This window comes from Pseudidiomarina woesei, assembly GCF_001418345.1.
In the GTDB taxonomy this organism is placed as follows: domain Bacteria; phylum Pseudomonadota; class Gammaproteobacteria; order Enterobacterales; family Alteromonadaceae; genus Pseudidiomarina; species Pseudidiomarina woesei.
Window position 1 is genome coordinate 50047 of the sequence record NZ_LIPW01000008.1, and the last position, 25644, is coordinate 75690.

At 47.4% G+C, this 25644-nt stretch carries 27 protein-coding genes; 16 read left to right on the forward strand and 11 right to left on the reverse strand.

Translation table 11 applies throughout. The features are described 5' to 3' along the window. Entirely contained in the window at positions 1-2463 is a 2463-nt protein-coding gene (plsB, locus tag ASC40_RS10345) for a glycerol-3-phosphate 1-O-acyltransferase PlsB (protein ID WP_055439739.1), read from the reverse strand. 146 nt (positions 2464-2609) lie between these two features. Here plsB and lexA point away from each other — a divergent pair, with 146 nt between their 5' ends. The 6 genes from lexA to ASC40_RS10375 all read left to right on the forward strand — a co-directional run bounded on the left by lexA (position 2610) and on the right by ASC40_RS10375 (position 8154). Then, positions 2610-3230 (forward strand): transcriptional repressor LexA, encoded by a 621-nt coding sequence (gene lexA, locus ASC40_RS10350; RefSeq protein WP_055439740.1) that lies wholly within the window; start codon positions 2610-2612, stop codon positions 3228-3230. Next, positions 3227-3640: a hypothetical protein gene (locus tag ASC40_RS10355; protein ID WP_055439741.1), complete on the forward strand. Its 414-nt coding sequence runs from the start codon at positions 3227-3229 to the stop codon at positions 3638-3640. The genes lexA and ASC40_RS10355 overlap by 4 nt, the downstream gene beginning before the upstream one ends. A 332-nt stretch (positions 3641-3972) precedes the next feature. Continuing rightward, complete coding sequence (gene coxB / locus ASC40_RS10360) at positions 3973-5061, forward strand: cytochrome c oxidase subunit II (protein WP_082432556.1); 1089 nt, start codon at positions 3973-3975, stop codon at positions 5059-5061. Positions 5062-5073: 12 nt separating this feature from the next. Further along, positions 5074-6660, forward strand: coding sequence for a cytochrome c oxidase subunit I (gene ctaD, locus ASC40_RS10365; RefSeq protein ID WP_055439743.1), 1587 nt, complete (start codon positions 5074-5076; stop codon positions 6658-6660). A gap of 2 nt (positions 6661-6662) precedes the next feature. Further along, positions 6663-7262, forward strand: a complete 600-nt coding sequence (locus tag ASC40_RS10370) for a cytochrome c oxidase assembly protein (protein WP_055439744.1) — start codon at positions 6663-6665, stop codon at positions 7260-7262. 10 nt (positions 7263-7272) lie between these two features. Further along, the gene (locus tag ASC40_RS10375) at positions 7273-8154 is read left to right on the forward strand and encodes a cytochrome c oxidase subunit 3 (protein ID WP_055439745.1); all 882 of its coding nucleotides are present in this window, start codon (positions 7273-7275) and stop codon (positions 8152-8154) included. 30 nt (positions 8155-8184) lie between these two features. Here the strand turns inward: ASC40_RS10375 and ASC40_RS10380 are convergent, their stop codons facing one another. Then, on the reverse strand, positions 8185-8400 hold the full coding sequence (locus ASC40_RS10380; RefSeq protein ID WP_055439746.1) for a DUF2909 domain-containing protein: 216 nt from the start codon (positions 8398-8400) through the stop codon (positions 8185-8187). 50 nt (positions 8401-8450) lie between these two features. On the opposite strand from ASC40_RS10380, the gene ASC40_RS10385 reads away from it, so the two are divergent. Genes ASC40_RS10385 through ASC40_RS10405 form a run of 5 tightly spaced genes read left to right on the forward strand, consistent with a single transcriptional unit; the run spans position 8451 to position 12307 of the window. Further along, complete coding sequence (locus ASC40_RS10385) at positions 8451-9185, forward strand: SURF1 family protein (RefSeq protein WP_055439747.1); 735 nt, start codon at positions 8451-8453, stop codon at positions 9183-9185. A 2-nt stretch (positions 9186-9187) separates the two neighbouring features. Next, complete coding sequence (locus tag ASC40_RS10390; protein ID WP_055439748.1) at positions 9188-9730, forward strand: hypothetical protein; 543 nt, start codon at positions 9188-9190, stop codon at positions 9728-9730. 4 nt (positions 9731-9734) lie between these two features. Beyond that, on the forward strand, positions 9735-10709 hold the full coding sequence (locus ASC40_RS10395; RefSeq protein ID WP_055439749.1) for a COX15/CtaA family protein: 975 nt from the start codon (positions 9735-9737) through the stop codon (positions 10707-10709). Between the two features lie 44 nt (positions 10710-10753). Continuing rightward, the gene (gene cyoE, locus ASC40_RS10400; protein WP_055439773.1) at positions 10754-11677 is read left to right on the forward strand and encodes a heme o synthase; all 924 of its coding nucleotides are present in this window, start codon (positions 10754-10756) and stop codon (positions 11675-11677) included. A 6-nt stretch (positions 11678-11683) separates the two neighbouring features. After that, positions 11684-12307 (forward strand): SCO family protein, encoded by a 624-nt coding sequence (locus ASC40_RS10405; RefSeq protein WP_055439750.1) that lies wholly within the window; start codon positions 11684-11686, stop codon positions 12305-12307. Here ASC40_RS10405 and ASC40_RS10410 read toward each other — a convergent pair. Continuing rightward, positions 12304-13353: a polysaccharide deacetylase family protein gene (locus ASC40_RS10410; RefSeq protein ID WP_055439751.1), complete on the reverse strand. Its 1050-nt coding sequence runs from the start codon at positions 13351-13353 to the stop codon at positions 12304-12306. The two genes, ASC40_RS10405 and ASC40_RS10410, sit on opposite strands and share 4 nt — an antisense overlap. On the opposite strand from ASC40_RS10410, the gene ASC40_RS10415 reads away from it, so the two are divergent. Continuing rightward, positions 13343-14704, forward strand: a complete 1362-nt coding sequence (locus tag ASC40_RS10415) for an MATE family efflux transporter (RefSeq protein WP_055439752.1) — start codon at positions 13343-13345, stop codon at positions 14702-14704. The genes ASC40_RS10410 and ASC40_RS10415 overlap by 11 nt on opposite strands. Here the strand turns inward: ASC40_RS10415 and ASC40_RS10420 are convergent. Together ASC40_RS10420 and nfuA are read right to left on the reverse strand one after the other, a co-directional pair. Further along, entirely contained in the window at positions 14670-16067 is a 1398-nt protein-coding gene (locus ASC40_RS10420) for a DUF4397 domain-containing protein (protein WP_055439753.1), read from the reverse strand. The genes ASC40_RS10415 and ASC40_RS10420 overlap by 35 nt on opposite strands. A gap of 100 nt (positions 16068-16167) precedes the next feature. After that, positions 16168-16746: a Fe-S biogenesis protein NfuA gene (nfuA, locus tag ASC40_RS10425; RefSeq protein WP_055439754.1), complete on the reverse strand. Its 579-nt coding sequence runs from the start codon at positions 16744-16746 to the stop codon at positions 16168-16170. A 151-nt stretch (positions 16747-16897) separates the two neighbouring features. Here nfuA and ASC40_RS10430 point away from each other — a divergent pair, with 151 nt between their 5' ends. Next, positions 16898-19522 (forward strand): M14 family zinc carboxypeptidase, encoded by a 2625-nt coding sequence (locus ASC40_RS10430; RefSeq protein WP_055439755.1) that lies wholly within the window; start codon positions 16898-16900, stop codon positions 19520-19522. Here ASC40_RS10430 and ASC40_RS10435 read toward each other — a convergent pair. Continuing rightward, a complete protein-coding gene (locus tag ASC40_RS10435; RefSeq protein WP_055439756.1) occupies positions 19519-20190 on the reverse strand; it encodes a ComF family protein in 672 nt (223 codons plus the stop codon). The genes ASC40_RS10430 and ASC40_RS10435 overlap by 4 nt on opposite strands. Before the next feature lie 34 nt (positions 20191-20224). On the opposite strand from ASC40_RS10435, the gene bioH reads away from it, so the two are divergent. Continuing rightward, positions 20225-21028: a pimeloyl-ACP methyl ester esterase BioH gene (bioH, locus tag ASC40_RS10440; protein WP_055439757.1), complete on the forward strand. Its 804-nt coding sequence runs from the start codon at positions 20225-20227 to the stop codon at positions 21026-21028. Positions 21029-21068: 40 nt separating this feature from the next. Here the strand turns inward: bioH and mutM are convergent, their stop codons facing one another. After that, complete coding sequence (gene mutM, locus ASC40_RS10445; protein WP_055439758.1) at positions 21069-21884, reverse strand: bifunctional DNA-formamidopyrimidine glycosylase/DNA-(apurinic or apyrimidinic site) lyase; 816 nt, start codon at positions 21882-21884, stop codon at positions 21069-21071. Positions 21885-21964: 80 nt separating this feature from the next. Between mutM and ASC40_RS10450 the strand changes: the two genes are divergently transcribed. Then, the gene (locus ASC40_RS10450) at positions 21965-22621 is read left to right on the forward strand and encodes a 2OG-Fe(II) oxygenase (protein ID WP_055439774.1); all 657 of its coding nucleotides are present in this window, start codon (positions 21965-21967) and stop codon (positions 22619-22621) included. 69 nt (positions 22622-22690) lie between these two features. Here ASC40_RS10450 and rpmG read toward each other — a convergent pair whose 3' ends face one another. From rpmG to ASC40_RS10470, 4 genes are all read right to left on the reverse strand, one after another. Continuing rightward, positions 22691-22846: a 50S ribosomal protein L33 gene (rpmG, locus tag ASC40_RS10455; protein ID WP_055439759.1), complete on the reverse strand. Its 156-nt coding sequence runs from the start codon at positions 22844-22846 to the stop codon at positions 22691-22693. A gap of 11 nt (positions 22847-22857) precedes the next feature. Continuing rightward, the gene (gene rpmB, locus ASC40_RS10460) at positions 22858-23094 is read right to left on the reverse strand and encodes a 50S ribosomal protein L28 (RefSeq protein ID WP_055439760.1); all 237 of its coding nucleotides are present in this window, start codon (positions 23092-23094) and stop codon (positions 22858-22860) included. A gap of 158 nt (positions 23095-23252) precedes the next feature. Further along, positions 23253-23930 carry a RadC family protein gene (gene radC / locus ASC40_RS10465; RefSeq protein WP_055439761.1) on the reverse strand — a complete coding sequence of 226 codons (678 nt, stop codon included), beginning with the start codon at positions 23928-23930 and terminating at the stop codon, positions 23253-23255. A gap of 48 nt (positions 23931-23978) precedes the next feature. Continuing rightward, the gene (locus ASC40_RS10470) at positions 23979-24248 is read right to left on the reverse strand and encodes a hypothetical protein (RefSeq protein ID WP_055439762.1); all 270 of its coding nucleotides are present in this window, start codon (positions 24246-24248) and stop codon (positions 23979-23981) included. A gap of 175 nt (positions 24249-24423) precedes the next feature. On the opposite strand from ASC40_RS10470, the gene coaBC reads away from it, so the two are divergent. After that, positions 24424-25644, forward strand: coding sequence for a bifunctional phosphopantothenoylcysteine decarboxylase/phosphopantothenate--cysteine ligase CoaBC (gene coaBC, locus ASC40_RS10475; protein ID WP_055439763.1), 1221 nt, complete (start codon positions 24424-24426; stop codon positions 25642-25644).

The window sequence follows — 25644 nt, forward strand, 5'->3', positions numbered from 1 at the left end:
TTAGTTGTGCGTGTCGCTTTCGCGCTGAACAAGCTGTTGTACCGACTGTCGAATAGTCTGTAACACCGCCGGCTCTAATAACAAGTCAACGCCATCACTAAAGTTGTCGACTCGCGCATCGGCAACCATTGCACCTGACTCTTCAACCGTGAAATAGCCTTCACTTTTCAACGTGCCAATAAGCGTGCTGAGTACTTTCTTATCGAAAAACTCGGGCGCATTGACACCGTGAATGGCACTAAGGCGCTCGGCAAGTTGCACCGAGTACTGCTCAAGATTTGAACGCGAGATAGGCTGTGCTTGTTGCAGAAGCTCAAGCACAATGGCGAATCGTTGCACCGTTTCGCTCGCGCTACGAGCTAGTAACACCAACTGCGAATAGTGCGCTGAGTCACGCTTCGGAACGCTATAACGATCAACCTCTATTTGGTTCAATAGCCCGCATTGCACGTATTGCTCAAGCAATGCTTTGACCCATAATGCCATGTCCGATTTGCTATGACTTATAAATAGCTCGGCCGCTAACAACGGATGCAAGTCAGTCAACAAATTAACTGCTTGCTCAGTGCTGAAGCGTTTGTGGCCCATTGCAAATGCGGCAAGTAACGCCGGTACAATAACCATGTGCATGATATTATTTCGGTAATAGGTCATTGCAATCGCTGTAGTGCCGTCTAACCGAATCATCTCACCAATGCCATCAGCCTCAACGGTAAATTTGTCGTGCTTCTTGGCTAGCTCCCACAGCTCTGCACCACTTTGCTCAGGTACGTATGCGTCTTTCGTGTAAGGCACTTCACGTAGAATACGAGTGTACAAATTTAGTTGGCTTATTAACTCTTCACGCGTAATGGCATGATGCTCTGAACTTAGCACAATCAGCGCTGACAGATTTATGCTGTTGAGTGCTGCCGAGTTATTGATACGGCACATAATTTGATCGGCCAACAAATTCACTGTTGGCGTCAACCATTTCGGGCGCTCAGGTTCTTCAGCGCCAGTGGTTATAGCTTCGCGCCATTTTGGCTGCAATTGCTCAAGCGCTTCGCCCAAATTGATAGGCTCACCGAAGCTAACATAGCCTTGCCCGAAATTACGCAAGTGACGCAAGCTACTTAGCACTTGCCACACCGACTCTTTCTCTTTCGACTTCCCTTTGAGCTCTTTTAAGTAAGTACCCACTTCCATCACATGCTCGTAACCTAGGTACACAGGTACAATAGACATGGGGCGCTGCTGGCCACCGCGCAACATCCCTTGTACAGTCATTGCTATCATGCCTGTTTTCGGTGGCAACAGTCGTCCAGTTCGGCTACGACCACCTTCGGTGAAGTACTCCACGGGGTAGCCTTTTTGGAACAGACGGTTGAGATATTCCCGAAAAACCGTTGAATATAATTTGTTGCCGCGAAAACTGCGACGAATAAAAAACGCCCCGCCACGGCGGAAAATTGGACCAGCAGGGAAAAAGTCTAGATTAATGCCCGCTGCTATATGCGGTGGCACTAGGCCTTCTTTATAAATCACATAGCTTAGTAACAGATAGTCCATGTGCGAACGATGGCACGGTGCATAAACAATTTCATGCCCAGCTTCGGCTAAAGCTCGAATGCGCTCACCACCTTCCACGTGAATACCATTGTATATTCGGCTCCAACACCAAGTCATAAAGCGATCTAATAGACGAACTAAAGTGTCACTATAGCTAGCGGCTATTTCATGCAGATACTTCTCGGCGGTTTTGCGCGCCTGTTGCTCAGAGACCTTTTTGCTACGAGCCTCATCGGCAATAGCTTGTTTGAGTGCAGGTGTGTCTAATAAGTCCTGAATGACCACTTGGCGCTCGGTCATTTTAGGCCCAGCAACGGCGTGACGCATACGTACAAAGTGCACCCGTGCAACACGCGCCAATTTGTGCGCTAAACGCTGTGTTGTGCCGCGCTGTGAAGCCATTTCGCGTAACGCCACAGGACGACTACCGCGGACGAGTATGTGGCGACCGGAAAACATAACTAGCCAAAATTTGCGCCAGTGTCCTGGATTATCAACGTCGGATACCATGGTGTGGCCCTGCCGCGGCTCTTGCCCCGGCGAACGCCCCCAAAACAAACCAATTGGCATCACCTGAATATTCAACTGACTGTCTTTTTGGTGTGCGCCAATCAGTTTTTCGAAATCCGTGATCGCTTGTTGCGCGCAGTTATGGTCAGTTTGATCTAAATACATGACACGCGACAACTGCTGGCCGTTGATCATTAAATCATCAGTCGGATCAGGTAGCCCGACGCTTTGCAGTGCACGCTGCGCTACCAATAAATCTGTGGTCGACGTTGAACGCATCACATACACCACATGCTTCTCGCCAACGACCTGCTGTGCAGTGTCGTCGAGAATTACTTCATAGCGCGTTAACCAGCGCACTGGCCAGTACATACAAGCGCGCCAAAAGCCTTTCAGACTCATGTAATATCCCCACTAATTACAGACCTATAAAGCATACCACTGTTGAAAAAATTTGTCTGATTGAAAAAAAGTTGCACAAAAAAGTTGCGAATCCAAAACACCTGTATATACTCACAGTATTACTGTATAGATAAACAGGTATCGTTATGCGACCATTGACGCCACGACAGCAGCAAATTCTGACACTTATTAAAGACAATATAGACGCAACGGGTATGCCACCGACGCGGGCAGAAATTGCACAGCGACTTGGATTTAAATCAGCTAACGCAGCTGAAGAACACCTTAAGGCGCTTGCCAAAAAAGGCGTTATCGAAATGATGCCCGGCATGTCACGTGGTATTCGCTTAGTCGGTTTAGAGCAAGAAGAAGTTCCCGAAGGTCTTCCTTTAATCGGGCAAGTTGCTGCGGGCGAGCCGATTTTGGCTCAGGAGCATATCGAAAGCCATTATCAAGTCGATCAAAACTTATTTAAGCCACATGCTGACTTCTTGCTACGTGTTAACGGTATGAGCATGAAAGACATCGGTATTTTAGACGGTGATTTACTTGCTGTGCATAAAACTCATGAAGCTCGCAATGGCCAAATTATCGTTGCTCGAGTTGAAGATGACGTTACCGTCAAACGGTTCGAGCGGCGTGGAAACATTATATTGTTGCACCCAGAAAACGAAGAGTTTTCACCAATTCAGGTCGATTTAACACACCAATATTTCACCATTGAAGGCTTGGCCGTAGGTGTGATTCGCAATGGAGCATGGTTATGAGAAACGAATATTTTAATGTCATGAATGAGCTTGGTTTTGATGTTTGGTCTGCGACCCCAGCATTAGAGTCGAATTGCCAGCACATTGAAAGCTTGCTTCCACGCCTTCAAGCGCTGTCCATGCGCACTCATCAATGGATCACCGTGATTGGAGCTCGCCGTGAGGTGATAGAACAACTTGTCGCCGCAGGCATTAGTCGTACGCGTATCCGTTGGGTGCATGGTCGTAATCAAGATGAACGCGAGTGGGCAACCGAACAAGCTTTACTTGCCGGCACCAGTAGCATTGTGCTTAGTTGGTTGGGAGAGCTCTCACCGCGCATGCAACAGCGCTTAAAAATGGCAAGCAAAGTCAGCCAAACTCATAGTTTTGTACTGAATGATTTACCTTCACCCACCCCACTCCACTAATCCTGCAAGTGAAGGTTGTCTATTAGGGCCACAGCAGTGGCCCTTTTTTTATACGCAAATGTAAAATTTATTCGAATTGCCGGTTTCTTTTTCACCAGAAAATGGTATTTTGAATGTGCATTAACTGCTAACACAATAAACAACAATAATTATTGATACATAACAACAAAGGGTTAGTGGGGAAAGCGATTTTCTAACGAAATGCTGTTCCTTTTTCTACTCACCTCGTTGTTCTTCAGGCTCGCACTTCGGTGTATTCGTGGCCCAAGCCACGTCGGAAGAATGAGAGGAGATGTCGCGTGAGTACTAAACTCATCACTGCGCTAACAGCAATGCTTCCATTTGCTGCCAGCGCGCAATCGTCGTTGAACCTGACTCAAGGGGTAACCGAGATCAGTCAACGCGTATACGACCTACACATGACAATTTTTTATATATGTTGTGTCATAGGCGTTATTGTTTTCGGTGCCATGTTTGTTTCCATGGTTATCCATCGTAAGTCTAAAAACCCGAAGCCGGCTACGTTTCATGAAAACGTAAAGGTCGAGATTATTTGGACTGTCATTCCGTTTTTGATCCTCATTGGTATGGCCATTCCAGCCACGCAAACCTTGTTTGCTATGGAAGATACCTCTGAAGCTGACGTTACCGTGTTGGTTACTGGGTCACAGTGGAAATGGCACTATAAGTATTTTGAACATGACGTGGAGTACTTTAGTTTACTTGCCACCCGTCAAGATCAAATCAATAACCGACTAGACAAAGGCGAAAACTATCTACTTGAAGTTGACCGCCCATTGGTTATTCCTACCGGTAAAAAAGTTCGTTTCTTGGTCACTTCAGATGACGTTATTCACTCTTGGTGGGTACCGGATTTTGCCGTTAAAAAAGACGCCAACCCGGGTTTCATCAACGAAGCTTGGACCAAAGTTGACAAGCCTGGTATTTATCGCGGCCAATGTGCCGAACTCTGTGGTAAAGACCATGGCTTCATGCCAGTAGTGGTCATTGCCAAAGAACCTGCTGAATATCAAGCCTGGATTAGCGAGCAAGAAGCCGTTCAAAAGCAAGCAAAAGAAGAAGAACAGCGCTTGTTGTCTATGTCGATGAGCAAAGATGAGTTGATGGAACTCGGTGAGCGTATTTATTTAGGTAATTGCGCAGCTTGTCACCAACCAAATGGTGAAGGTATTCCTGGTGTCTTCCCTAGCCTTAAAGGCACTAACATGGTGATGAATGACAAATCTGGCCATATCGATATTGTCGTAAATGGTAAGGCTGGAACCTCCATGCAGGCGTTTGGCAATCAGCTGAGTTTACGTGAACTTGCTGCCGTTATTACGTATGAGCGTAATGCCTGGGGCAACAACACAGGCGACCTCATTCAGGCCGCTGATGTTAACCAATTTGTGAAAGAGTAAGGGAGACCCGATATGAGCACAGTTGCTGGCGAGATGGATCACACTGATCATCACCACCACGCGCCATCGGGTATTACCCGTTGGTTGTTTACGACAAACCATAAAGACATTGGCTCAATGTACTTATGGTTCAGCTTTATAATGTTTTTGGTTGGTGGCTCAATGGCGATGGTTATTCGCGCCGAGCTGTTCCAACCAGGCTTACAGTTAGTAGACCCGCATTTCTTTAACCAAATGACCACGGTGCACGGTTTGATCATGGTGTTTGGTGCCGTTATGCCGGCCTTTACTGGGTTAGCCAACTGGATGGTACCGTTAATGATAGGCGCGCCAGATATGGCATTGCCACGCATGAATAACTGGAGCTTCTGGATTCTACCATTCGCTTTTGCCATTTTATTGGCGTCGTTATTCATGGAAGGCGGCGGCCCAGCCTTTGGTTGGACGTTCTACGCACCACTATCAACGACCTACAGTAGCGACTCAACCGCATTGTTTGTGTTCTCCGTTCATATCATGGGTATCTCGTCCATTATGGGCGCGATAAACGTTATCGTGACCATTATGAACATGCGTGCTCCTGGCATGACCTACATGAAAATGCCGTTGTTTGTGTGGACATGGTTTATCACGGCATTCTTGTTAATTGCCGTTATGCCGGTACTTGCCGGTGCGGTAACCATGGTACTAACTGACAAATATTTTGGCACAAGTTTCTTTGATGCCGCCGGTGGTGGTGACCCCGTATTGTTCCAGCACATATTCTGGTTCTTTGGGCACCCCGAAGTGTACATCATGATTTTGCCGTCATTCGGTATTATCTCAGCCATTATTCCAGCGTTCTCACGCAAACGGCTATTCGGCTATTCGTCAATGGTTTACGCCACCGCAGCAATAGCCGGTTTAAGCTTTATTGTGTGGGCACACCATATGTTTACCACAGGTATGCCGGTAGCCGCTGAGATATTCTTTATGTACGCCACCATGCTGATATCTGTGCCCACTGGGGTGAAAGTATTCAACTGGGTAGCCACTATGTGGCGCGGTTCTATCACCTTCGAAACGCCCATGCTGTTTGCACTGGCCTTCGTGATTTTGTTCACCATTGGTGGTTTCTCAGGTCTCATGCTGGCCATTACACCGGTGGACTTCCAGTATCACGACACTTATTTCGTGGTGGCACATTTCCACTACGTACTTGTAAGTGGCGCTATTTTCTCAATTATGGCGGCAGCGTATTACTGGTTACCCAAGTGGACCGGACACATGTATGACGAAACCTTAGCGAAGTGGCACTTCTGGTGCTCGTTAATTTCGGTCAACTTATTGTTCTTCCCAATGCACTTTGCTGGCTTAGCCGGAATGCCACGCCGTATTCCTGACTATTCACTGCAATTCGCTGATATTAACCAAATCGTTAGTATCGGTGGCTTTGCGTTCGGCTTGTCACAACTTATTTTCTTGTGGGTTGTGATCAAGTGTGCGCGCGGCGGTGAAAAAGCCCCAGCGAAGCCATGGGAGGGGGCAGAAGGTCTTGAGTGGACAGTGCCTTCACCGGCGCCGTATCACACCTTTGAAACACCACCCGAGGTGAAGTAATTATGGCGACCAACGAACCAACACCGAACAATGCGCGCCCCGATAACGCGCGCGTTGTAAAACGTCTGCTTTTTGTAGTTGTGGGCATGTTTGGCTTTGGCTTTGCGTTGGTCCCGCTGTACGAAGTGTTTTGCGATATCACTGGGTTTAACGGCCGCACCAAAAACGAACAAGCGGCCGCTAACACGCGCCAAGTAGATACCTCGCGTACTATTAACGTGCAGTTTATTACACGGGTCAACAAAGGCATGCCTTGGGGTTTTGCACCTGAAATTAATTCGGTGCGAGTGCACCCAGGCGAAACAAAAGTCGTCAATTTTCTGGCAAGTAATCCAACTGGACACAATATGGTGGCGCAAGCCATTCCGTCTGTTGCTCCAGGTGAGGCCGGGCTGTATTTAAATAAAACTGAATGCTTCTGTTTCAATCAGCAGCCGCTTGCGGCGGGGGCTGACACCAAAATGCCAATGCAGTTTTATTTAGACCCGGACATACCAGAACATATACATACGTTGACTTTGTCATACACCATGTACGATATGACAGCCAATGCTCAACCGGATGTGCTCGCTACCTTTGATGCGACGCCATCGGCCGACTGAGGATTATTTTATGGCACAACAACATGAAAAATATTACGTCCCTGCTTCTAGCCCGTGGCCAATAGTTGGCGCTATTGGTTTAGGGTTAATAGCGTTTGGTGCAGGGCACACCGTTATTGATATGAAAAATGAAGCTACCGACGGCTGGGGCGCAAACGTCCTATTTGGCGGCATAGCGGTTATGATTGTGATGTTATTTGGTTGGTTTCGCGATCAAATTAACGAATCAATGTCAGGCCTTTACAGTAATCAATTAGGGCATTCTTATCGCCAAGGCATGAGCTGGTTTATTTTCTCAGAGATCATGTTCTTTGCTGCTTTCTTTGGCGCGTTGTTTTACGCCCGTGTCATTGCCGTTGAATGGTTAGGCGGTGCTAGCAACAACGCCATGACTAATGAAGTACTATGGCCGGCTTTTGAGGCTCATTGGCCGCTTACCGAAACACCAGGTGGGACGAAATCAGGTGAAATGGGTTGGATGGGCTTACCGCTTTACAACACCATTATTCTGATTGTTTCTAGTTTTACCTGTCATTTTGCGCACGTTGGTCTTGAGAAGAATAATCGCAAACAACTTACATTGTGGTTAGGTATCACCATTGTTTTAGGTTGCATCTTCTTGTACTTGCAAGGGGCTGAATATGTACATGCGTACAACGACCTGGGCTTAACGTTAGACTCGGGTATTTACGGGAATACCTTCTACATGTTGACTGGGTTCCATGGCATGCACGTAACCCTAGGAACACTGATGTTAATCATCATGTTCTTGCGCGTTATTAAAGGACACTTCACGCCTGACAACCATTTTGCCTTCCAAGCAACAAGTTGGTATTGGCACTTTGTTGATGTGGTTTGGGTGTGCTTGTTTATTTTTGTATACGTTTTATAAAGTAGTGGTGACCGTACTAAGCTTTAACACTTAGTACGGTCGCGGATTCGGCGTCAGTAGTCCGGTCGCCAGTAAAATTACGATCACCACAATGGCTATCGCCGAGAACATAACTCGTTGGCCAAGATATTTTGTCATTGAGGGTTTGGTCGGGTCGTTGCGCAGCATGGCAAACAATGCGCGAAATAAATTAACGACCATAAATAACATGAGTAGTACCAGTATGATTTTTGCTGCAGTAACCATTTTACCTTCCTGTATTTACCTTAACAGTTTTGAGTTGAGCCCGGTTTGCTATGCGTAAATCTATTCGTATAAGCAAGCTTATTGGCGCGGTACTCACTGTGCTTGCTATTAGCTTTTTGGTCAAGCTTGGTTTTTGGCAACTAGAACGCGCGGAGCAAAAGCAGTTATTTTTCGAAGATTATGCTAACCGCAGCGAACAAGTGGTTGAACTTAATCAGCTACATTCGCCAAGCACAAGGGTTCCACGGTTCTCACAAGTTCGTATTCGTGGTCAGTTTAAAGATGATTATTTACTATTGGATAATCAAATTCATGAAGGCGAAGTGGGATACCATGTGATTGGGTTATTGCAGGCCGAGTTAGCGAACACAGAGCGTGTGGTTATGGTGAATATGGGCTGGGTTGCGCTAGGCGCAAGTCGCGACCAACGGCCAAAGTTAACCATGCCGCAGCAGCCACTATCAATTCAAGGCTATTTCTACCAACCAGAACTTAGTTCTGTTTGGGGTGCTGGTAAGTATATGATTGAAAATGATCAACACCCGGTGCGGGTGCAGCAACTCGATGCCGAAGCTATTGCCCAAACTCTGCAACTTCCCATCGAGCCCTATGTGGTGCTACTCTCGGAGAACGAAGAATTAGGCTGGCCACGCGCGTGGCAGCCTCAAGTCATGACACCAGAAAAGCACCGCGCATACGCATGGCAATGGTTTTCATTAGCTTTGGCCTGCCTACTTGTGTTCTGGTTTGCTAGCCGTTCCAAAAAAATAACAACAGAGGAATGAACATGTCGAACGTAAAAAAATCGCGAGCCACATTAATTGGTGTGGTGCTAGCTTTTTTAATTCCTGTCATTGGTGCCAAGTTGGTACTCGATCAAAACTGGTACCAAGGCGCGGTAACTAATAAAGGGACCATGTTGGTGCCACCGCTTGAGCTAAAAGAGCTAAACGCGTTACTTCCTGAAGGCTGGCGTGTAGCCCTACGTGACGACGGTGCATGCGGTGCAGCTTGTATTCAGGCCTTGTACGCCATGAACCAACTTGACGTCGCCTTAGGCAAAGAAACCGACCGCGTCGCACCGGTGTTAATCAGCGCCCAACCAAGCTCATTAGACTTAAGTAATGTTCCGTTGATTACGGCGATCTCTGACGCCGCCCTTAGTCAAGCAATCAATGCTGTACCGGCACACCATTTAATGATTATCGACCCGCTAGGCAACGTTGTGTTGCACTATGCAACGTTCGCCGATGAAGAAAAAATGCGTGCGGAAGCCAAGAATTTACTGGCTGACTTACGCACCTTGTTAAAGCTCTCGAAGATAGGGTAACAGCATGCGTGGCTTCGTAAAATTAAGTATTGTTCTAGCCTTTGTGGTGATTGTTTTAGGGGCTTACACACGCCTTACTGATGCCGGTTTAGGCTGCCCTGACTGGCCGGGCTGTTATGGTGAACTTACCGTACCCAAAGACGCAAACAAGGCTGCGGAATTATTCCCGGACAGCCCTCTTGAAAGCAATAAAGCCTGGAATGAAATGATTCACCGCTATGCAGCGGGGACATTAGGTCTGGTTATTCTTGCTATCGCTATTTGGTCACTGTGGCGTAAGCGCCAGCATAGCGACCAACCAGTAAAGCTTCCCTTGTTTTTACTGGCGCTGGTAACCTTCCAGGCTGCTCTGGGAATGTGGACTGTAACCATGAATTTACAACCATTGGTGGTTATGGGGCACTTATTAGGTGGGTTTAGCACCATATCGCTACTTTATTTACTAAGCTTAAGGTTGCAACGCGTACATATTCCGTTAGGTGACCCGAAAGTTCGGTCGTTGTCTGCGTTTGCGCTGTTTGCATTGATTGTGGTACTCGGCCAAATAGCCTTAGGCGGTTGGGTCGCTGCTAACTATGCAGCCATGGCCTGCACCGAGTTGCCATTTTGTGAAGGAAACTGGACCGAGCGTCTTGATGTCGCCGGCGCATTTTCAGTACCTGAGGCCAGCACTTATCAATACGGTGCTCATGACTATGCAGAACGCATGACGATTCATATAGCACATCGGTTTGGCGCTTATTTTACAATTTTGGTCGTTGGGCTTTTATTGTGGATGGGGTATCGCCGGGCTAGTTCAAAAGTCATTCGTAGCAGCTTAAATTGGATAACCGTATTATTAATTGCCCAAGTAGCACTGGGTTTTAGCAATGTATTATTGCTGCTGCCACTCAGTGTTGCCGTTGCACATAATGCAGTGGGTGCATTATTGTTGCTAAGCTTAGTCGGATTAAATTATAAAATCGCCCGCAATGCCTAAACTTCAAAAGAGGCGAGGATAACAACATGGCAGAACCAGCACATATGGCCAGTGCAAACGAAGCACTTGCTCAAACATACAAAAAACAAGCTCATTGGCGCGACTATCTCACGTTGACTAAGCCAAATGTCGTCTTACTACTATTAGTTACAGCTCTTGTTGGCATGTGTTTAGCATCACCAACCTGGATTGCCTGGCAAATTTTGGTGCCAGCACTTATTGGTATCGGCTTAATGTCCGGCTCTGCCGCTGCCGTGAACCATTTAGTTGACCGCCATATTGATGCGCGTATGGCACGAACTTTACGTCGGCCGCTACCATCTGGTGCTCTGTCTCCGAAGCGAGTGCTAACTTTCGCTGCAGTCATTGGTGTTATGGGGTTCGCAGTATTGGCTATTTGGGTGAATATGTTGACTGCTTGGTTAACCTTCGCCAGCCTTATTGGCTATGCCATGGTTTATACCATGTACTTAAAGCGTGCAACGCCACAAAACATTGTTATTGGCGGCTTGGCCGGAGCTACGCCCCCCTTATTAGGCTGGACCGCTGTAACCAATGAAATACATCCGTTTGCAATTTTGTTGGTGATGATTGTATTTACTTGGACGCCACCACATTTTTGGGCGCTGGCGGTGCATCGCGCCAAAGATTACGCTAAAGCTGAAATACCCATGTTACCGGTAACTCATGGTATCGAGTTTACCAAAACCTGTATATTTCTTTACACCATTTTGCTCGGTATTATCTGCTTGCTCCCTTACATTGTTGGTATGTCAGGTATTGTTTACTTGATTGGTTCTAGCATTCTAAGCATTTGGTTCTTAGGGTATGCGTGGAAGCTAAAGTTTGCCCCGACTAAGCATACTGCGTTTAACATGTTTAAATTCTCTATTTGGCAACTATTTGCGTTGTTTGCATTATTGCTAGCGGATCATTATTTAGTCACCCCTGTATTACCTTTAGGATAAAACACAATGCAACGATTTCTGGTTACCATTGTTGCGCTCATTGCGTTAGTTGCGGGGGTTGTTATTTACAACAACCTTCCTAAACCACAGCCTCAAGCGCTTGTTTACGAGCCTGCTCGTACGCTTCAGCCGTTTATACTTGAAAGCTCTCTAGGCCGCGAGGTGTCTAATACCGACCTTGAAGGACAATGGACACTACTTTTTACTGGCTACACATTTTGCCCAGATATTTGCCCAACCACTATGGCGGATTTACGCCAAGTACTACCTAAATTAAAGCAATACACTGACACGCCAGTAAGGGTATGGATGATTTCGGTTGACCCACAACGCGATAATGTAAAACGTGTGAGTGATTATGCTGGTTTTTTTGGTGCTGAGTTTGTTGGCATCCGTGCCGAACATCCGCAACTTTATCCGTTCGTAAATGACTTGGGTTTAATGTATTCCATTCCTGAAGAGGGTGAAACAGATTACTTAGTTAACCACAGTGCCGCCATCGTGCTAGTAAACCCTGCCGGACATCGGCAAGCCATATTTAAAGCTGAACATGTCATTGGCGAAATACCAACAGTAAGCATGGAGCAATTGGCAACTGACTTTTCTATCATTGCGCCAACGTTTCATTAATCAGGCCAACGCCCCTGTTGATCAGCACGAATAAACGGCTGCGAGTACCAATAAAAACGCCCATTGTGCGACTTACTTGGCACCGTACAATTCACGCGAGAACGCCCTATTGGCAACGCTTTATTTAGGCTTACGCGGAAACTATTTGTTTGCCATGTCGGCTTAAGTACCTGGCCACCCGCAAAACAATTCATTTGATTTTTATCAAAGTCGTCTGTGTTTGCTAATTCAACCACGAACTCGGGGGTATGATTGTCTGCAGCCAATAAAGGTTGCCGCGGATGGAAATCAACCACCGGCAGCGCAAGGCTTTTTAGTTTTGTCGCTAACGTGTCAATTGATGCGTATTGGGCAGATGCCGGAAACCTTGGAATAGCAGTGAGTGGGCTGGTAGCAGACCAGGGTCCCGAATGCTGAGCGAACGCAATAAATCCGGCTTGCTCAAGAATATCTTGCAGTGCTTCGTCATATTCACCATATGGGTAAGCAAAATGTTTCGCCTGCACGCCAAGGTGTTCATCTATGAGTTGTTGCGCTTCAACGACGTCTTTGCGCACCCGCTCGCGCCACGCTTCAACACTCTCTGAGTTGTTCCGCCAAGTCATGTGCCAGTGACTGTTTGAGTGGTTCGCAATATTCGCCCCATATTTTTGCAACTCTTTTAGCTGCTGCCAACTCATGTACTGGGTGGGCGCTTCCGCCATAAGTTTTGGGTTCACAAATATCGTGAACGGGTAACGGTATTTTTTGAACACCGCCAAACCATTGCGATAAACATTACGCCAGCCGTCGTCAATGGTAATTGCGGCGGTGTATTCAGGTAAACTTTCACCTGACGCTAGTCGCTGTTGAATTTCACTTAGCGACATCACCACAAAGTCGTTGTCCTTCAGCCATTCAAAGTGAGCCTCAAGCTCTTGCGCTGTTACTGAGGTAACGCGCGGTGTATCATCGCCAATATGATGGTATTGCAAAATAGCGACGCTATTCGGTGCCGACCATGCGCCGTAACTAACTAACGCAAGAATAATAAGCATGAATCGCATTAAAAAGTTCCCCTTCAAATTTGGCAAGTTGGCAGATCATCGCATTATCTTCGCCATCGCATTGCCAATGATTATATCAAATATTGCCGCTCCGTTATTGGGCTTAATTGACACCGCGATTATTGGTCATTTGCCGCAATCGATATACTTAAGCGCTGTTGCTCTTGGTGCTATGACAGTTAGTTTTATCTTTTTGCTCGCAATTTTCTTACGCATGACTACAACCGCTGAAATTGCAGCAGCCTTTGGCGCCAATGATCACTCGGCACAGCAACGTGTGGTGTTGCATGGCATAGCTATAGCACTGGGGCTCGGTTTCCTGTTGTGGTTACTTTCACCAGTACTCATTGAGTTTGCCTGGTGGCTTATTGAACCAGGCATCGAACTGGGGCAGCTAGCAAGTAGTTATGTGTCTATTCGGCTGTTTGCTGCCCCTGCCGCATTAATTAACTTACTCGTGCTCGGTGTTTTACTCGGCCGCCAACAAAGTCAGCGTGCTATGGCGCTCGTTATTTTTACTAACGCTGTGAATGTGGTTGCTGACGTTATTCTAATTTTAGGGCTAGACCTTAACGTCAAAGGCGCTGCTTGGGCATCAGTATTGGCTGAAGTAAGTACGGCGCTAGTCGGTATCTGGCTTATTCGCGACACCCTGACAGGCGTCAAACAATGGCAGTTTGACTTAGCTTACTTCAAACGATTTTCGCAAATGAACCGAGACGTCTTTATTCGTTCGTTATTACTGCAGCTCTGTATGGCCACTATGACCGGTTATGCGGCTCGGTTTGGTGCTGTTGTGGTTGCGGCTAACGCTGTGCTCATGCAGTTTTTAATGCTCATTTCACTGGGTCTAGACGGCATTGCATACGCTGTCGAAGCATTGCTTGGCGCGGCCCGTGGCCGTGGCGACACCCCAAAAATTCGCTATTGGATGAAGTTAACCTTGTTCTGGTCGCTGATTTTTTCTGTTGCTTATTGCTTAGTTTTTTTGCTGGCCGGCGAGTTTATTATTCGCCTATTAACCGACTTGCCCGATGTCATTAACACAGCTCTCGTGTATTTACCCTGGCTGGTGGTTCTACCGTTAGTCGGCCATTGGAGCTACTATTTTGACGGTGTTTATATTGGTTTAGGTTTAACTCAGGCCATGCGAGACACCATGGCTGTAAGTGCGCTGGGCATATTCATGCCCTCGGTTTTTATCGGGCAGTGGCTTATTGATAAAGAAAACGCCAACCATGGTTTATGGTTGGCGCTTAGTTTGTTTTTACTGGCCCGTGGCATTAGCCAATGGCTGTATTTAAAAAAGCATTCACTTACATTGCTGGTGCTAAATCATCCATCAAAATAAGTTGTGGTGGCAAACCACCTCCGGTGGCATCAACAGCTACAGCTGTGTATACACCGGCGCCATCAAGCTGTAGCTCGATAGGCCCAATGGCAGCGTCTTTTGTGCCTGTTGCTGTTACGGTAATCACATAACTGCCAGGCATAAGCGAAACGTAACCGGTAGACACCAAAGCTGCAGAGTCGAATGGCACGTTTTCAAATGCTGGTGTTGCTTCGGCAATATCAGCTGTTGCTGTCACATAAATATCTACCGCACCTGCACTTGGCGATGCATGCACCAACTGCACCTGCGCTTCGGTAGCAATGCGGCGTGTCCAATCTTCAATGACAGCCAAGGTTAGAGTACCTTCAGCTAAAGAGCCTACTGCATAAACGCTAACGCGTTGGTTATCTTGCAAAGGTAATACCGCATCATCGATGACAACAGGGTCGCCTCCAGCCGCCGCAACATCTACTAAATACTCTGCACCCGGCAGGTTAATAAAGTCAGTGGCTTGCAAGAATGCTAGACCAGACACTGCTGGTGTAGCCGCATTGTTAACGGTGATATCCACCGCCGGAGCATCCGCGCTGGCATGCACAATACGTAGCTCACCGCCGGCGTCAACTGAAGAAACCAGCTGTGCACCTGTACCATCAGCAACCTGCAACTGAATAGGTGACGGCCCTGTGCCGGTGTTAGTTACAGCAGCGATAACTAAGTCTTCGCCCGCCTCAAAAGTTGCTGCGCCACTATCAAATACCACCGCTGATGCATCACCTGCTGCCGTAACTCTAACTTGATATTCGCCAGCAGGAACATCTAGCTGCGGCGTGAAGTCTTGAAATTCTAAGGTTGCTGCAGCTTGTTCCGCGGTTAAATCAGCATCTACAGCGGTTAGATAAATATCTACCGCAGGTGCATCTGGTGCTGCGTGAACCACTTGCAGACGGAAGTTACCGTCAGCAATGTCGCTTACTGGGTTATCAATTATTAATGGCGCAATAGTTTCATCGCCAACTTTACCCACGGCGAACACTTCATAACGTGTATTGGCAGCTAACTGTAAATCGGCTGGCCCAATTACAGTAGCGGTTGATTCGTCGACTAAAATACCGTCTACCTGAACACTGTATGTGCCCTCGTCTAGCTCAAGCACCTCCGAAGAGGCCCCAAAGGGCACGCCGCTAAGCGCTGCTTCGCCATTAACCAGTACGTTGACATCAGGGGCGTCCGCCACCGAGTGATGCACACGCACAAAGGTTGATTCGGGTGGTGGGGGTGGTGGAGTTACTACTGTTGTTGGAGTATCATTGTCGCTACCACAGCCAGCGAGCAATACTGCTGCTGACAATGCGAGACCAAGTTTTGTGATCCCATTCATGACTATTTCCTCATTGTGTGTATAGGCAATTCACACTACGAAAGAAAATAGTGGATGGGATCACATCCACTTTCTATACAAGATTAATTTTTGGTAAAGATTAATAGTACGAATGTTCGCCAGGTTGATGCTCTGTCACATCTCGCACGCCATTCAACTCGCCAGGAAAGCGTTGTACAAGTTCTTTTTCGATGCCTTCTTTTAAGGTGACATCGACCATGCTGCAACCGTTACAACCGCCACCAAACTGCAGTACGGCAATGCCATCGTCGGTAATTTGGCTCACCGCAACTTTACCGCCATGGTTAGCCAGTTGTGGGTTAATTTCTGACTGAATCACGTACTCAACGCGCTCGATAAGTGGCGCATCGTCAGCAACTTTTTTAGCTTTCGCGTTCGGCGCTTTCAAGGTTAACTGTGAACCTAAATCTTGCTCTTCGTAATCGATGACAGCATCGATTAAAAACGGCGCACTACCTGAGTCTACCACTGCATCAAAGCCACTAAATGGCAAAATCTCGTCGTCGGCTTCAACCGAATCTGGTGGGCAATAAGACACCCCGCACTCAGCTGAAGGCGTACCCGGGTTCACCACGAACACGCGAATATTGGTATTATCCGCTTGTTCGGCAAGCAATTTGCGAAAATGTGCTTGTGCACTTTCTGTAATACGAATCATGGGCTAACCACCTCACTGCTATACCTGAGTAATTTAGTAGGGTATATCTTATCGCAAAAATTGGTCATTGCATAGTAAGCGGCTTTGGCTTAGGCAAAGAATTTGCTAGGTTGGTAGACCAATATTCTAGCTAGAAACATAGGAATTAATCATGCTTCGCAAGTTTGCTATCGCGTTAATGGGCGTTGTGTTGTCCCTTACGGCGCACGCTACTAGTCTTGATGACTATCTACCTAAAGACGTTAGTTATAATCCTGATATACCCACCCCGAAAGAGGTTTTGGGTTATGAAGTAGGCGAATGGCATGTACGTCCTGAGCAACTTGTTCGTTACATGGAAGTGCTAGCGGAGAAGTCTGACCGCTTTCAAATTGAAGTAACTGGTTACACCCACGAGCGCCGTCCGTTGGTATTGCTGACAGTCACTTCACCACAAAACCATAGCAATATCGAATCACTGCGCCAGCAACATGTAGCGTTGGCCGATCCAAATCAAAAAGGTGACGTCGACAACGCACCATTGGTGCTCTACATGGGGTATAGCATTCACGGCGATGAGCCAAGTGGCAGCAATTCAGCACTTTTATATGCCTATTATTTAGCCGCTGCAGAAGGCGAGAAAATTGAGGCGGTATTGCGCGATAGTATTATTTTGCTTGATCCAAGTTTTAACCCTGACGGTTTGGCCCGCTTTGCTCAGTGGGCAAACCAGCATAAAAGCCAAAACCTAGTTGCTGACACCCAGCATCGTGAACATATACAGCCTATGCCGCGCGGCCGAGTTAACCATTACTGGTTCGATTTAAACCGTGATTGGTTGTTGTTGCAACATCCAGAGTCACGCGCCCGCATCGCTAATTTTCAAAAATGGAAACCAAACGTCCTAACCGACTTTCATGAAATGGGCACAGATAGCACATTTTTCTTCCAGCCAGGTATTCCGTCACGCAAAAACCCGAATACCCCTGAAGAAAACGTAAAACTCACCCAAACCTTAGCTGAAGGACATGCGGCTGCTCTAGATCAACAAGGCCGTTTGTATTTTACTGAAGAAGCGTTCGATGACTTTTACGTGGGTAAAGGCTCAACATATCCGGATGTTCAAGGGGCTATCGGCATTTTATTCGAACAAGCATCAAGCCGCGGTCATGCCCAAGACTCCATTAACGGTTTAGTTGAGTTTCCGTTCACCATTCAAAACCAGTTCACCACTTCGTTAACCACTATGTACGGTGCGCACGCGAATAAAAAATGGTTTCTCGACTACCAACAGCGGTTTTACGATGACGCGATGGCAGCCGCCAAAAAAGCAGATTTCAAAGGCTACGTTGTGGGTGATAATACCGACCCAGCTCGCTTGAACGAAATGCTAAGTATTCTTGCGCAGCATGGTATTAAAAGTTACCCGTTAACCAAGTCTGTTAACGTTGACGGTATAAAATATTCACCAGGTAGTAGCTATTATATTCCGCTGGCACAAGATCAATATGTGCTCATTCGCGCCATATTCATGGACCAGAAGAGTTTTAAAGACAATACCTTTTATGATGTTTCTGGCTGGACCTTCCCACATGCCTTCAATGTGCAATTTAGTGAGTTCGATGGCTGGAGTATTGATGTTGCAAAACAACCATGGCAGGCACCAGCGCAACAGTCTGTCGAACTTCCAGCAGACGCTTATGCTTATGCTTTTGAATGGCATGGCTATTTTGCGCCGCGGGCGTTAACGCGTCTTCTGCAAGCAGACATTCATGTGCGTCAAGCAAATCAGGGGTTCACAGCAAAAACTGCCAACGGTAACGTTGAGCTAGCGCCAGGCACCGTAGTAGTCACACGCGCTTACCAAACCCAAGACTGGCAACAGGTACAAGCGAAGCTTGCAGAAATAGCCCGCGACAATCAATTAAAAGTACATGCTATTAGCTCAGGGTTAACACCTAAAGGTATGGACTTAGGCAGCCGTAATTTAGCGCCAGTTAAACCTGTAAGTGTGATGATGGTCGTGGGTACTGATGCCAATATGTACGAAGCTGGTGAAGCTTGGTACTACCTTGACCGCCACGTTGGTTTGCCGGTATCTATGGTCGACACAGATCGTTTAAACCAGGTTGATTTAACCCGTTACACGCATATTTTGATGGTCGATGGCCGTTATTCCAAACTGAACAAGCATAGCGCAGAGCGGCTACGTGATTGGGTAAACAATGGCGGTGTTATTATTGGTCAACAAGGTGGCGCAAAATGGCTCAGCGAGCAAAACATTTTGGCCGCTAAGTTTGTTGATACCAAAACGTTCCGCGACGCGTTTGAACGGCAAGAGCTTAACTACGGCGACATGGATGACTATTACGGCGAGCGTCGTTTAGCAGGTGCGATTTTCGAACTGCAGCTAGACACTACGCACCCGCTAACATTTGGCTTCCCACGTAATACACTGCCGGTGTTCAAAGATAGCCTCAACGCCATGGTCGTGCCTGAGCAGCCATTTGTAACCGTTGCTCGCTACAGCGAAAAGGCGCCTCTGTTGGCTGGTTTTACCGCCAAGCCTAACCAACAAACGTTGGCCGATAAAGCGGCAATCATGGCGCACCGTAAAGGCCGCGGTCGGGTTATTGCATTTGCTGACGATGTTAACTTCCGAGCATTCTTCTGGGGCAGCGCTAAGCTTTTGAGCAACGCTATTTTCCTGGCGCCTGAAGTACGTCCAACACTCAGTGACGAAGAAAACGTAGAAGCCGCAGCAGCCGAAGCTGCTGAGGCCGCTCACGCGCATTAGTCAGCGTCTCGCGGTTGATGTGGCTCGGCATAAGCAAGAGTCCACACATCAACCGCACTTGCTCCACGGCGCATCAGTGCATTGGCAGCTGCCGACGCTGATGCACCAGTGGTTAATACATCGTCAATAACCGCAAGCTTTAGCCCTGCAACATTGCGTGTGCAATACATGCTTTGGTGCATGTTCTGCCAGCGCTGCTCTGCCCCAGACTGATGTTGTTTGCCTTGATCATCGCGCAAACGCCGAAGCAAGCCTGCAGCAACCGGCAACTGCACCACCGGCGCTAAAGCATGCGTCAATAACCCTGCTTGATTGTAACCACGTTGACACCAACGCTTGTAAGTCATCGGCATGGCCACCAGCATATCTGGCCAAGCTTGAGGACGTTCTCGGTAGCAATGCCGCACTTGGCCCGCCAAAAATGGCGCCAATATTTTGGCCAACTCAGGACACCGTTGAAATTTGAAACGATGAATAAGATGCTGAATATCCGGTTGCCAACTAAAAGCCGAAAACCAGTGACGCCCAGCGGCTCGTTCTGGGTTTTGACAGCGCCAACGCACGCAAGAAGGTGGCAACCTGGGTAAGTCACGCAAGCATACTTGGCAAAACCCAGTTACTTCAGCAACACGTAACGATTGATCACATAGCCAGCAATACCCTAACATAGACGCTTCCTTTCGCAGTGGTAGAGAACATGTAATGGTAGCTTCAGTTTGGCGTGCCGTCAGGGGCACAGGAACGGATATTGTTGTACTCCATGGCTGGGGGCTGAATGCCAACATCTGGACACCCGTGGTGGAACCTTTAGCCCGCGAGGGACGGTTACATCGCCTCGACTTACCAGGTTATGGTGACTCACAATGGCCAGATAACTGCGAATTGTCGTTTGAGAATTTATGCCGACTGACGCTTGAAGCACTACCTGAAAAGTGTCACCTGATTGGCTGGTCACTAGGGGGCCTTGTGGCTACCCAATTGGCGCTAAGCCACCCCGAGCGATTTCACAGCCTCACCACAGTGGCTTCATCACCTTACTTCCCGGCGCAAGAAGACAGCTGGCCCGGTATTGAACCTCATATACTCAACACGTTCGCGAAACAGCTTAGCAAAGACTTTAAACGCACGGTTGAGCGCTTTTTGGCATTGCAGTCTTTAGGCTCTCCACACGCCCGTGACGACGTCAAACAAATTAAAGAGTGGTTATTTGCCAAGCCCATGGCTTCGGTTGAGGTGCTTGATGCCGGTTTAGATATGCTAGCCACAGTCGATTTACGACAACAGCTGAAGAACCTACAGGTGCCGTTACTACGTATATACGGCAGACTTGATGCATTAGTACCTGTGGCTGTTGCTGAGCAAGTAACACAGCTGCTACCTGCCAAACTCACAACACAGCAACCGGTAATTGCACCTCACTGCAGCCACGCGCCTTTTATTAGTGACGCTGCTGGTTTTATTGCTGCGTTGAAGCCATTTTTACAGCAAGTTAATAACCAGATTTAAGTGACGCGACGTTGCCAAGTTCGCTTGACAAACACCCCTACTAACGCTGACATTGAGTACAGTAAACAGTACTGCGTTGACCAAGACGAATTTCTTTTAAACGTTCGCCACATTGCATGCAAAGCTTACCGCCACGACCATAGACCATCAGTTCTTGTTTGAAGTAACCAGGTTGGCCGTCGGCTTGAGTAAAATCTTGTAAGGTCGTACCGCCCTGCTCTATAGCTTTCGCCAAAGTTTCTTTAATAATTGGGACGAGACGCTCATATCGGGCTCGACTAATTTTACCTGCCGCCCGTTTCGGATTAATACCAGCTTTAAAAAGCGATTCGTTCGCATATATATTGCCCACCCCAACAACCACATGGTTGTCCATAATAAACGTTTTAATCGCTTGCTGCTTACCACGTGACACGCTATATAAATGTTCAACATTAAACGTATCCGTAAGGGGTTCAGGCCCAAGTTTAGCTAGTAGAGGGTGACTTACGGCTGGGTGCTGTTTGCTATATAACCAACAACCAAAACGACGTGGATCATTAAAACGTAAACACCAGCCCGACGTTAACACCAGATCAATGTGATCATGCTTCACAACCAAAGTGTCTGTTGGAACGACGCGCAGCGCGCCCGACATGCCTAAATGAACGATTAAATAACCTTGTGTGGTGTGAATTATTAGGTATTTTGCACGGCGCTCAACGCGCGTAATGGTTGCTCCGACCACCGTCGAAACAGCTTCAGGTATCGGCCAGCGTAAGCGTCTATCACGCACCACTACATCGGCGATTTGTTGATTTTCTAAATGCGGCGCAATACCTCGCCGACTTACTTCAACTTCAGGTAATTCTGGCATAAATAGTCCATAGCATGATGCTTGTTTTTGTTGGCAAGCTACTCTATATTCGCGCGACCAAACTTGGGAGTATGCACTTCATGACAATAACAGCACCGGAGATTGATCAATCCGTCTTTAAAACCTCGGCGATTGATTTTGATCAACTGGCCGCCTACGGCTACGTTATTGTGCCAAATTTCTTAGCGCTCGAATACTGCCAACAGCTGTTTGTTTATGCGCAGCAGCTAACCGCTGCAGATTGGCAGCAAGCAGGTATTGGTCGCGCCGATCAATACACCACGAATACGGCTGTGCGCCAAGATAAGATCCGTTGGTTGAATGCGCAAGTGACGCCCGAGAAAGCTTATTTAGACATGATGGAAAATTTACGCTTACAAGTTAATCGCGAATTATTCATGGGGCTTTTCGATTATGAATGCCACTTAGCGCATTATCCGCCTGGGGCCTTTTATCGGAAACATCTTGATGCGTTCAAAGGTCGCAGCAACCGTATCTTAACCACCGTGTTTTATTTAAATCCCGATTGGCAAGAAGCCGACGGTGGGCAACTTGTCATTTACGGCGAGCGTGGTGAAGTACTTGAGCAAGTACTACCGGAAGCGGGAAAACTTGTGGTGTTTTTAAGTGACGTATTTGTGCACGAAGTACTGGCTGGTCAACGTGACCGATTCAGCATTACCGGCTGGTATCGGCATAATACAAGTGTAAATGGGGTGGTTGACCCAACCCGTTAAACCAGTGCAGCTGAATTTGAGACACAAAAAAACCCAGTCAAGACTGGGTTTTTTGTGCTCAGAAGAAGCTTACTTAATTTTAGCTTCTTTGAAAATCACGTGCTTACGAACCACTGGATCGTATTTTTTGATTTCCATTTTTTCTGGCATGTTGCGTTTGTTCTTGTCGGTAGTGTAAAAGAAACCAGTACCGGCAGAAGAAACTAGACGGATCTTATCGCGCATGGTTTAGCTCCTTACACTTTCTCGCCGCGAGCGCGCATTTCTGCAAGCACCGCGTCGATACCATTTTTATCAACAATACGCATACCTTTAGTAGAGATACGCAACTTCACCCAACGCTTTTCTGATTCAACCCAGAAGCGGTGAGATTGTAGGTTCGGCAGGAAACGACGCTTGGTCGCATTGCGCGCGTGTGAACGGTTATTACCGGTAACCGGACGCTTTCCTGTAACTTGACATACTCGTGACATCGTTTTTTTACTCCAAAATTGCTTCAAGCTCGCCTGTCGCCCATCGCGGCCTTGCCTTGAATCCGAGGGCGCATTTTATACAGCAAATCGGCCCGGCAATCAAGTGATCGCTGATATTTTTTGATCATTGTGATCCTGTAAACGGCGGCGCTACTTTACTACAGAAGCCCTCGCTCGGCAAATGAAACTGGCGAGCCTGCACCAATAACAAAGTGATCAAGCAGAGCAACATCGATCATTGTTAGGGCTCGCTTTAATCGCTCGGTTACCCGTTGGTCAGCTTGGCTTGGCTCAGCGACTCCCGACGGATGATTATGCGCTAAAATAACAGCGGCGGCGTTGTGCTGCATGACTAGTTTTATAATTTCACGGGGATATACCGGCGCTGCATTAATAGTGCCTTGAAATAATTCAACGTACTTTAATAATCGGTGCTGGCTGTCTAATAATAGAACGACGAAAATTTCGCGCTGTTGATGACGCAACTGCGCGGTTAAGTAGTCTTTCACCATAGCAGGTTGGGTAAAACCATCGTCGCGCCGCAATTGCCAGGCAAGATAACGCCGAGATATTTCCATGACAACCTGCAGTTGCATCACGCGAGCAGGCCCAAGCCCAGGTTGTTTTAGTAACTCTGCGGCTGGGGCTGCCAACATACCACCGATACCATCGAAGGTACTCAGTAGGTCACGCGAATAAGTAACAACATCTTTACCGCGAATGCCGGTACCCAGTAAAATCGCGAGAAGCTCTGAATCCGTGAGCGTGCCAACACCAAGCTCCGCCATTTTTTCGCGCGGACGCTCAGTTTCTGGCCATTCCTTTAACTTTGCCATTCCATTCTCCTAAGTGAGTACACATCGAATGGCAAAGCTTACTCTGAATTAGAAGTTGCGTGAGTCCATGTGGCTACGCTGTGCACGCTCAACATCTTGACGTGCTTTTTCACCCATTTCTTCCATTTCAGCTACCGTACGGCATACACGCTCTTTGAAGTTAGTGCCGACTTTAGTTTCATTACGGCAAATATGCGTGATCTCGCCCTCTTCATTTAAGATATAGTTAGCACTTGTGGTAGAACCTGAGCCTGTCGAATTGCATGCAGCCAATAAAAGAGCCAACGCACCACCAACAACTAATTTTACTTGTTTCATAAATACCCAACCGAATTGTTAAAAATTTGAATACTAATTTTAAATTTTCTTACCGAAAATGCAAACCCATTGTTTGTAACATTTTGTGTTATCGCTAACAAAGTGAGGTTGTGGTAAATTTGAAGTTCGCGACAAATCAGGTGGGTAACACTCCCAAAACATATGGATATTTACTATGGCAACCCTTGCTGATAAACGTATTCTAGTTGGTATTAGCGGTGGTATCGCTGCTTATAAGATTCCTGAGCTAGTTCGGCGCCTTAAAGATTATGGCGCTGAAGTGCGCTGTGTCATGACCCAAGGCGGCCAAGCTTTTATTACCCCGCTAACATTACAAGCGGTGTCTGGCAATGCGGTAGCAACCGATCTACTTGATCCGGCTGCAGAGGCTGCAATGGGGCACATTGAGCTAGCTAAGTGGGCCGATCTCGTATTTATCGCACCAGCATCAGCTAACACCATCGCTCAACTCGCTCACGGCCACGCAAGTGACCTATTGAGTACCCTCTGTCTTGCGACGTCAGCTCCTATTGCTATCGCACCTGCTATGAATCAGCAAATGTGGGCAAACTCGCTCGTGCAAAGTAACTGTCAGCGCTTAGCGCAACATGGCGTGACTATAGTCCCCCCCGCTAGTGGCGAACAAGCCTGTGGTGATATTGGCGCTGGCCGCATGCCAGAGCCATTAGCTTTACGCGAGTTCATTGTACAGCTGTTACAACCCAGTGAAGCACTGTTCGCGGGGCAACACATTGTCATTACAGCTGGGCCAACGCGCGAAGCTATTGACCCTGTTCGCTATCTGAGTAACCACAGTTCTGGGCGGATGGGCTTCGCACTTGCTGCAGCAGCACAACAACTTGGCGCTCAGGTGACATTGATTGCTGGCCCCTGTCAGCTAACAACACCTGCTGGTGTAAAACGCGTGGATGTAGTGAGTGCAAATGACATGGCTAATGCAGTAGATGAAGTTATTGCCGACGCCGACATTTTTATTGGCTGTGCGGCTGTTGCCGATTACCGCCCTGAAATTGCGGTAACGCAAAAAATTAAAAAAAGCCAAGATACCATGCACATTGAGTTGGTGAAAAACCCAGATATTTTAGCCAAGGTTGCAGCGCGTGATAATCCGCCTTTTACCATTGGTTTCGCTGCGGAAACTCATGACGTTGTAAATTACGCTCGCGGTAAACTTGAGCGTAAGCATTTAGCCATGATTGCCGCTAATGATGTTAGCAACAGTGACATTGGTTTTAACAGCGATGACAACGCGATGACGTTATTATGGCGCGATAACGCCGGAGAAATTCAGCAAACACAGTTAGCACGCGCTGCTAAACAAACCATTGCAGAGCAAATTCTGCGACACGCTGCACAAATTAAAAATAACTACTAA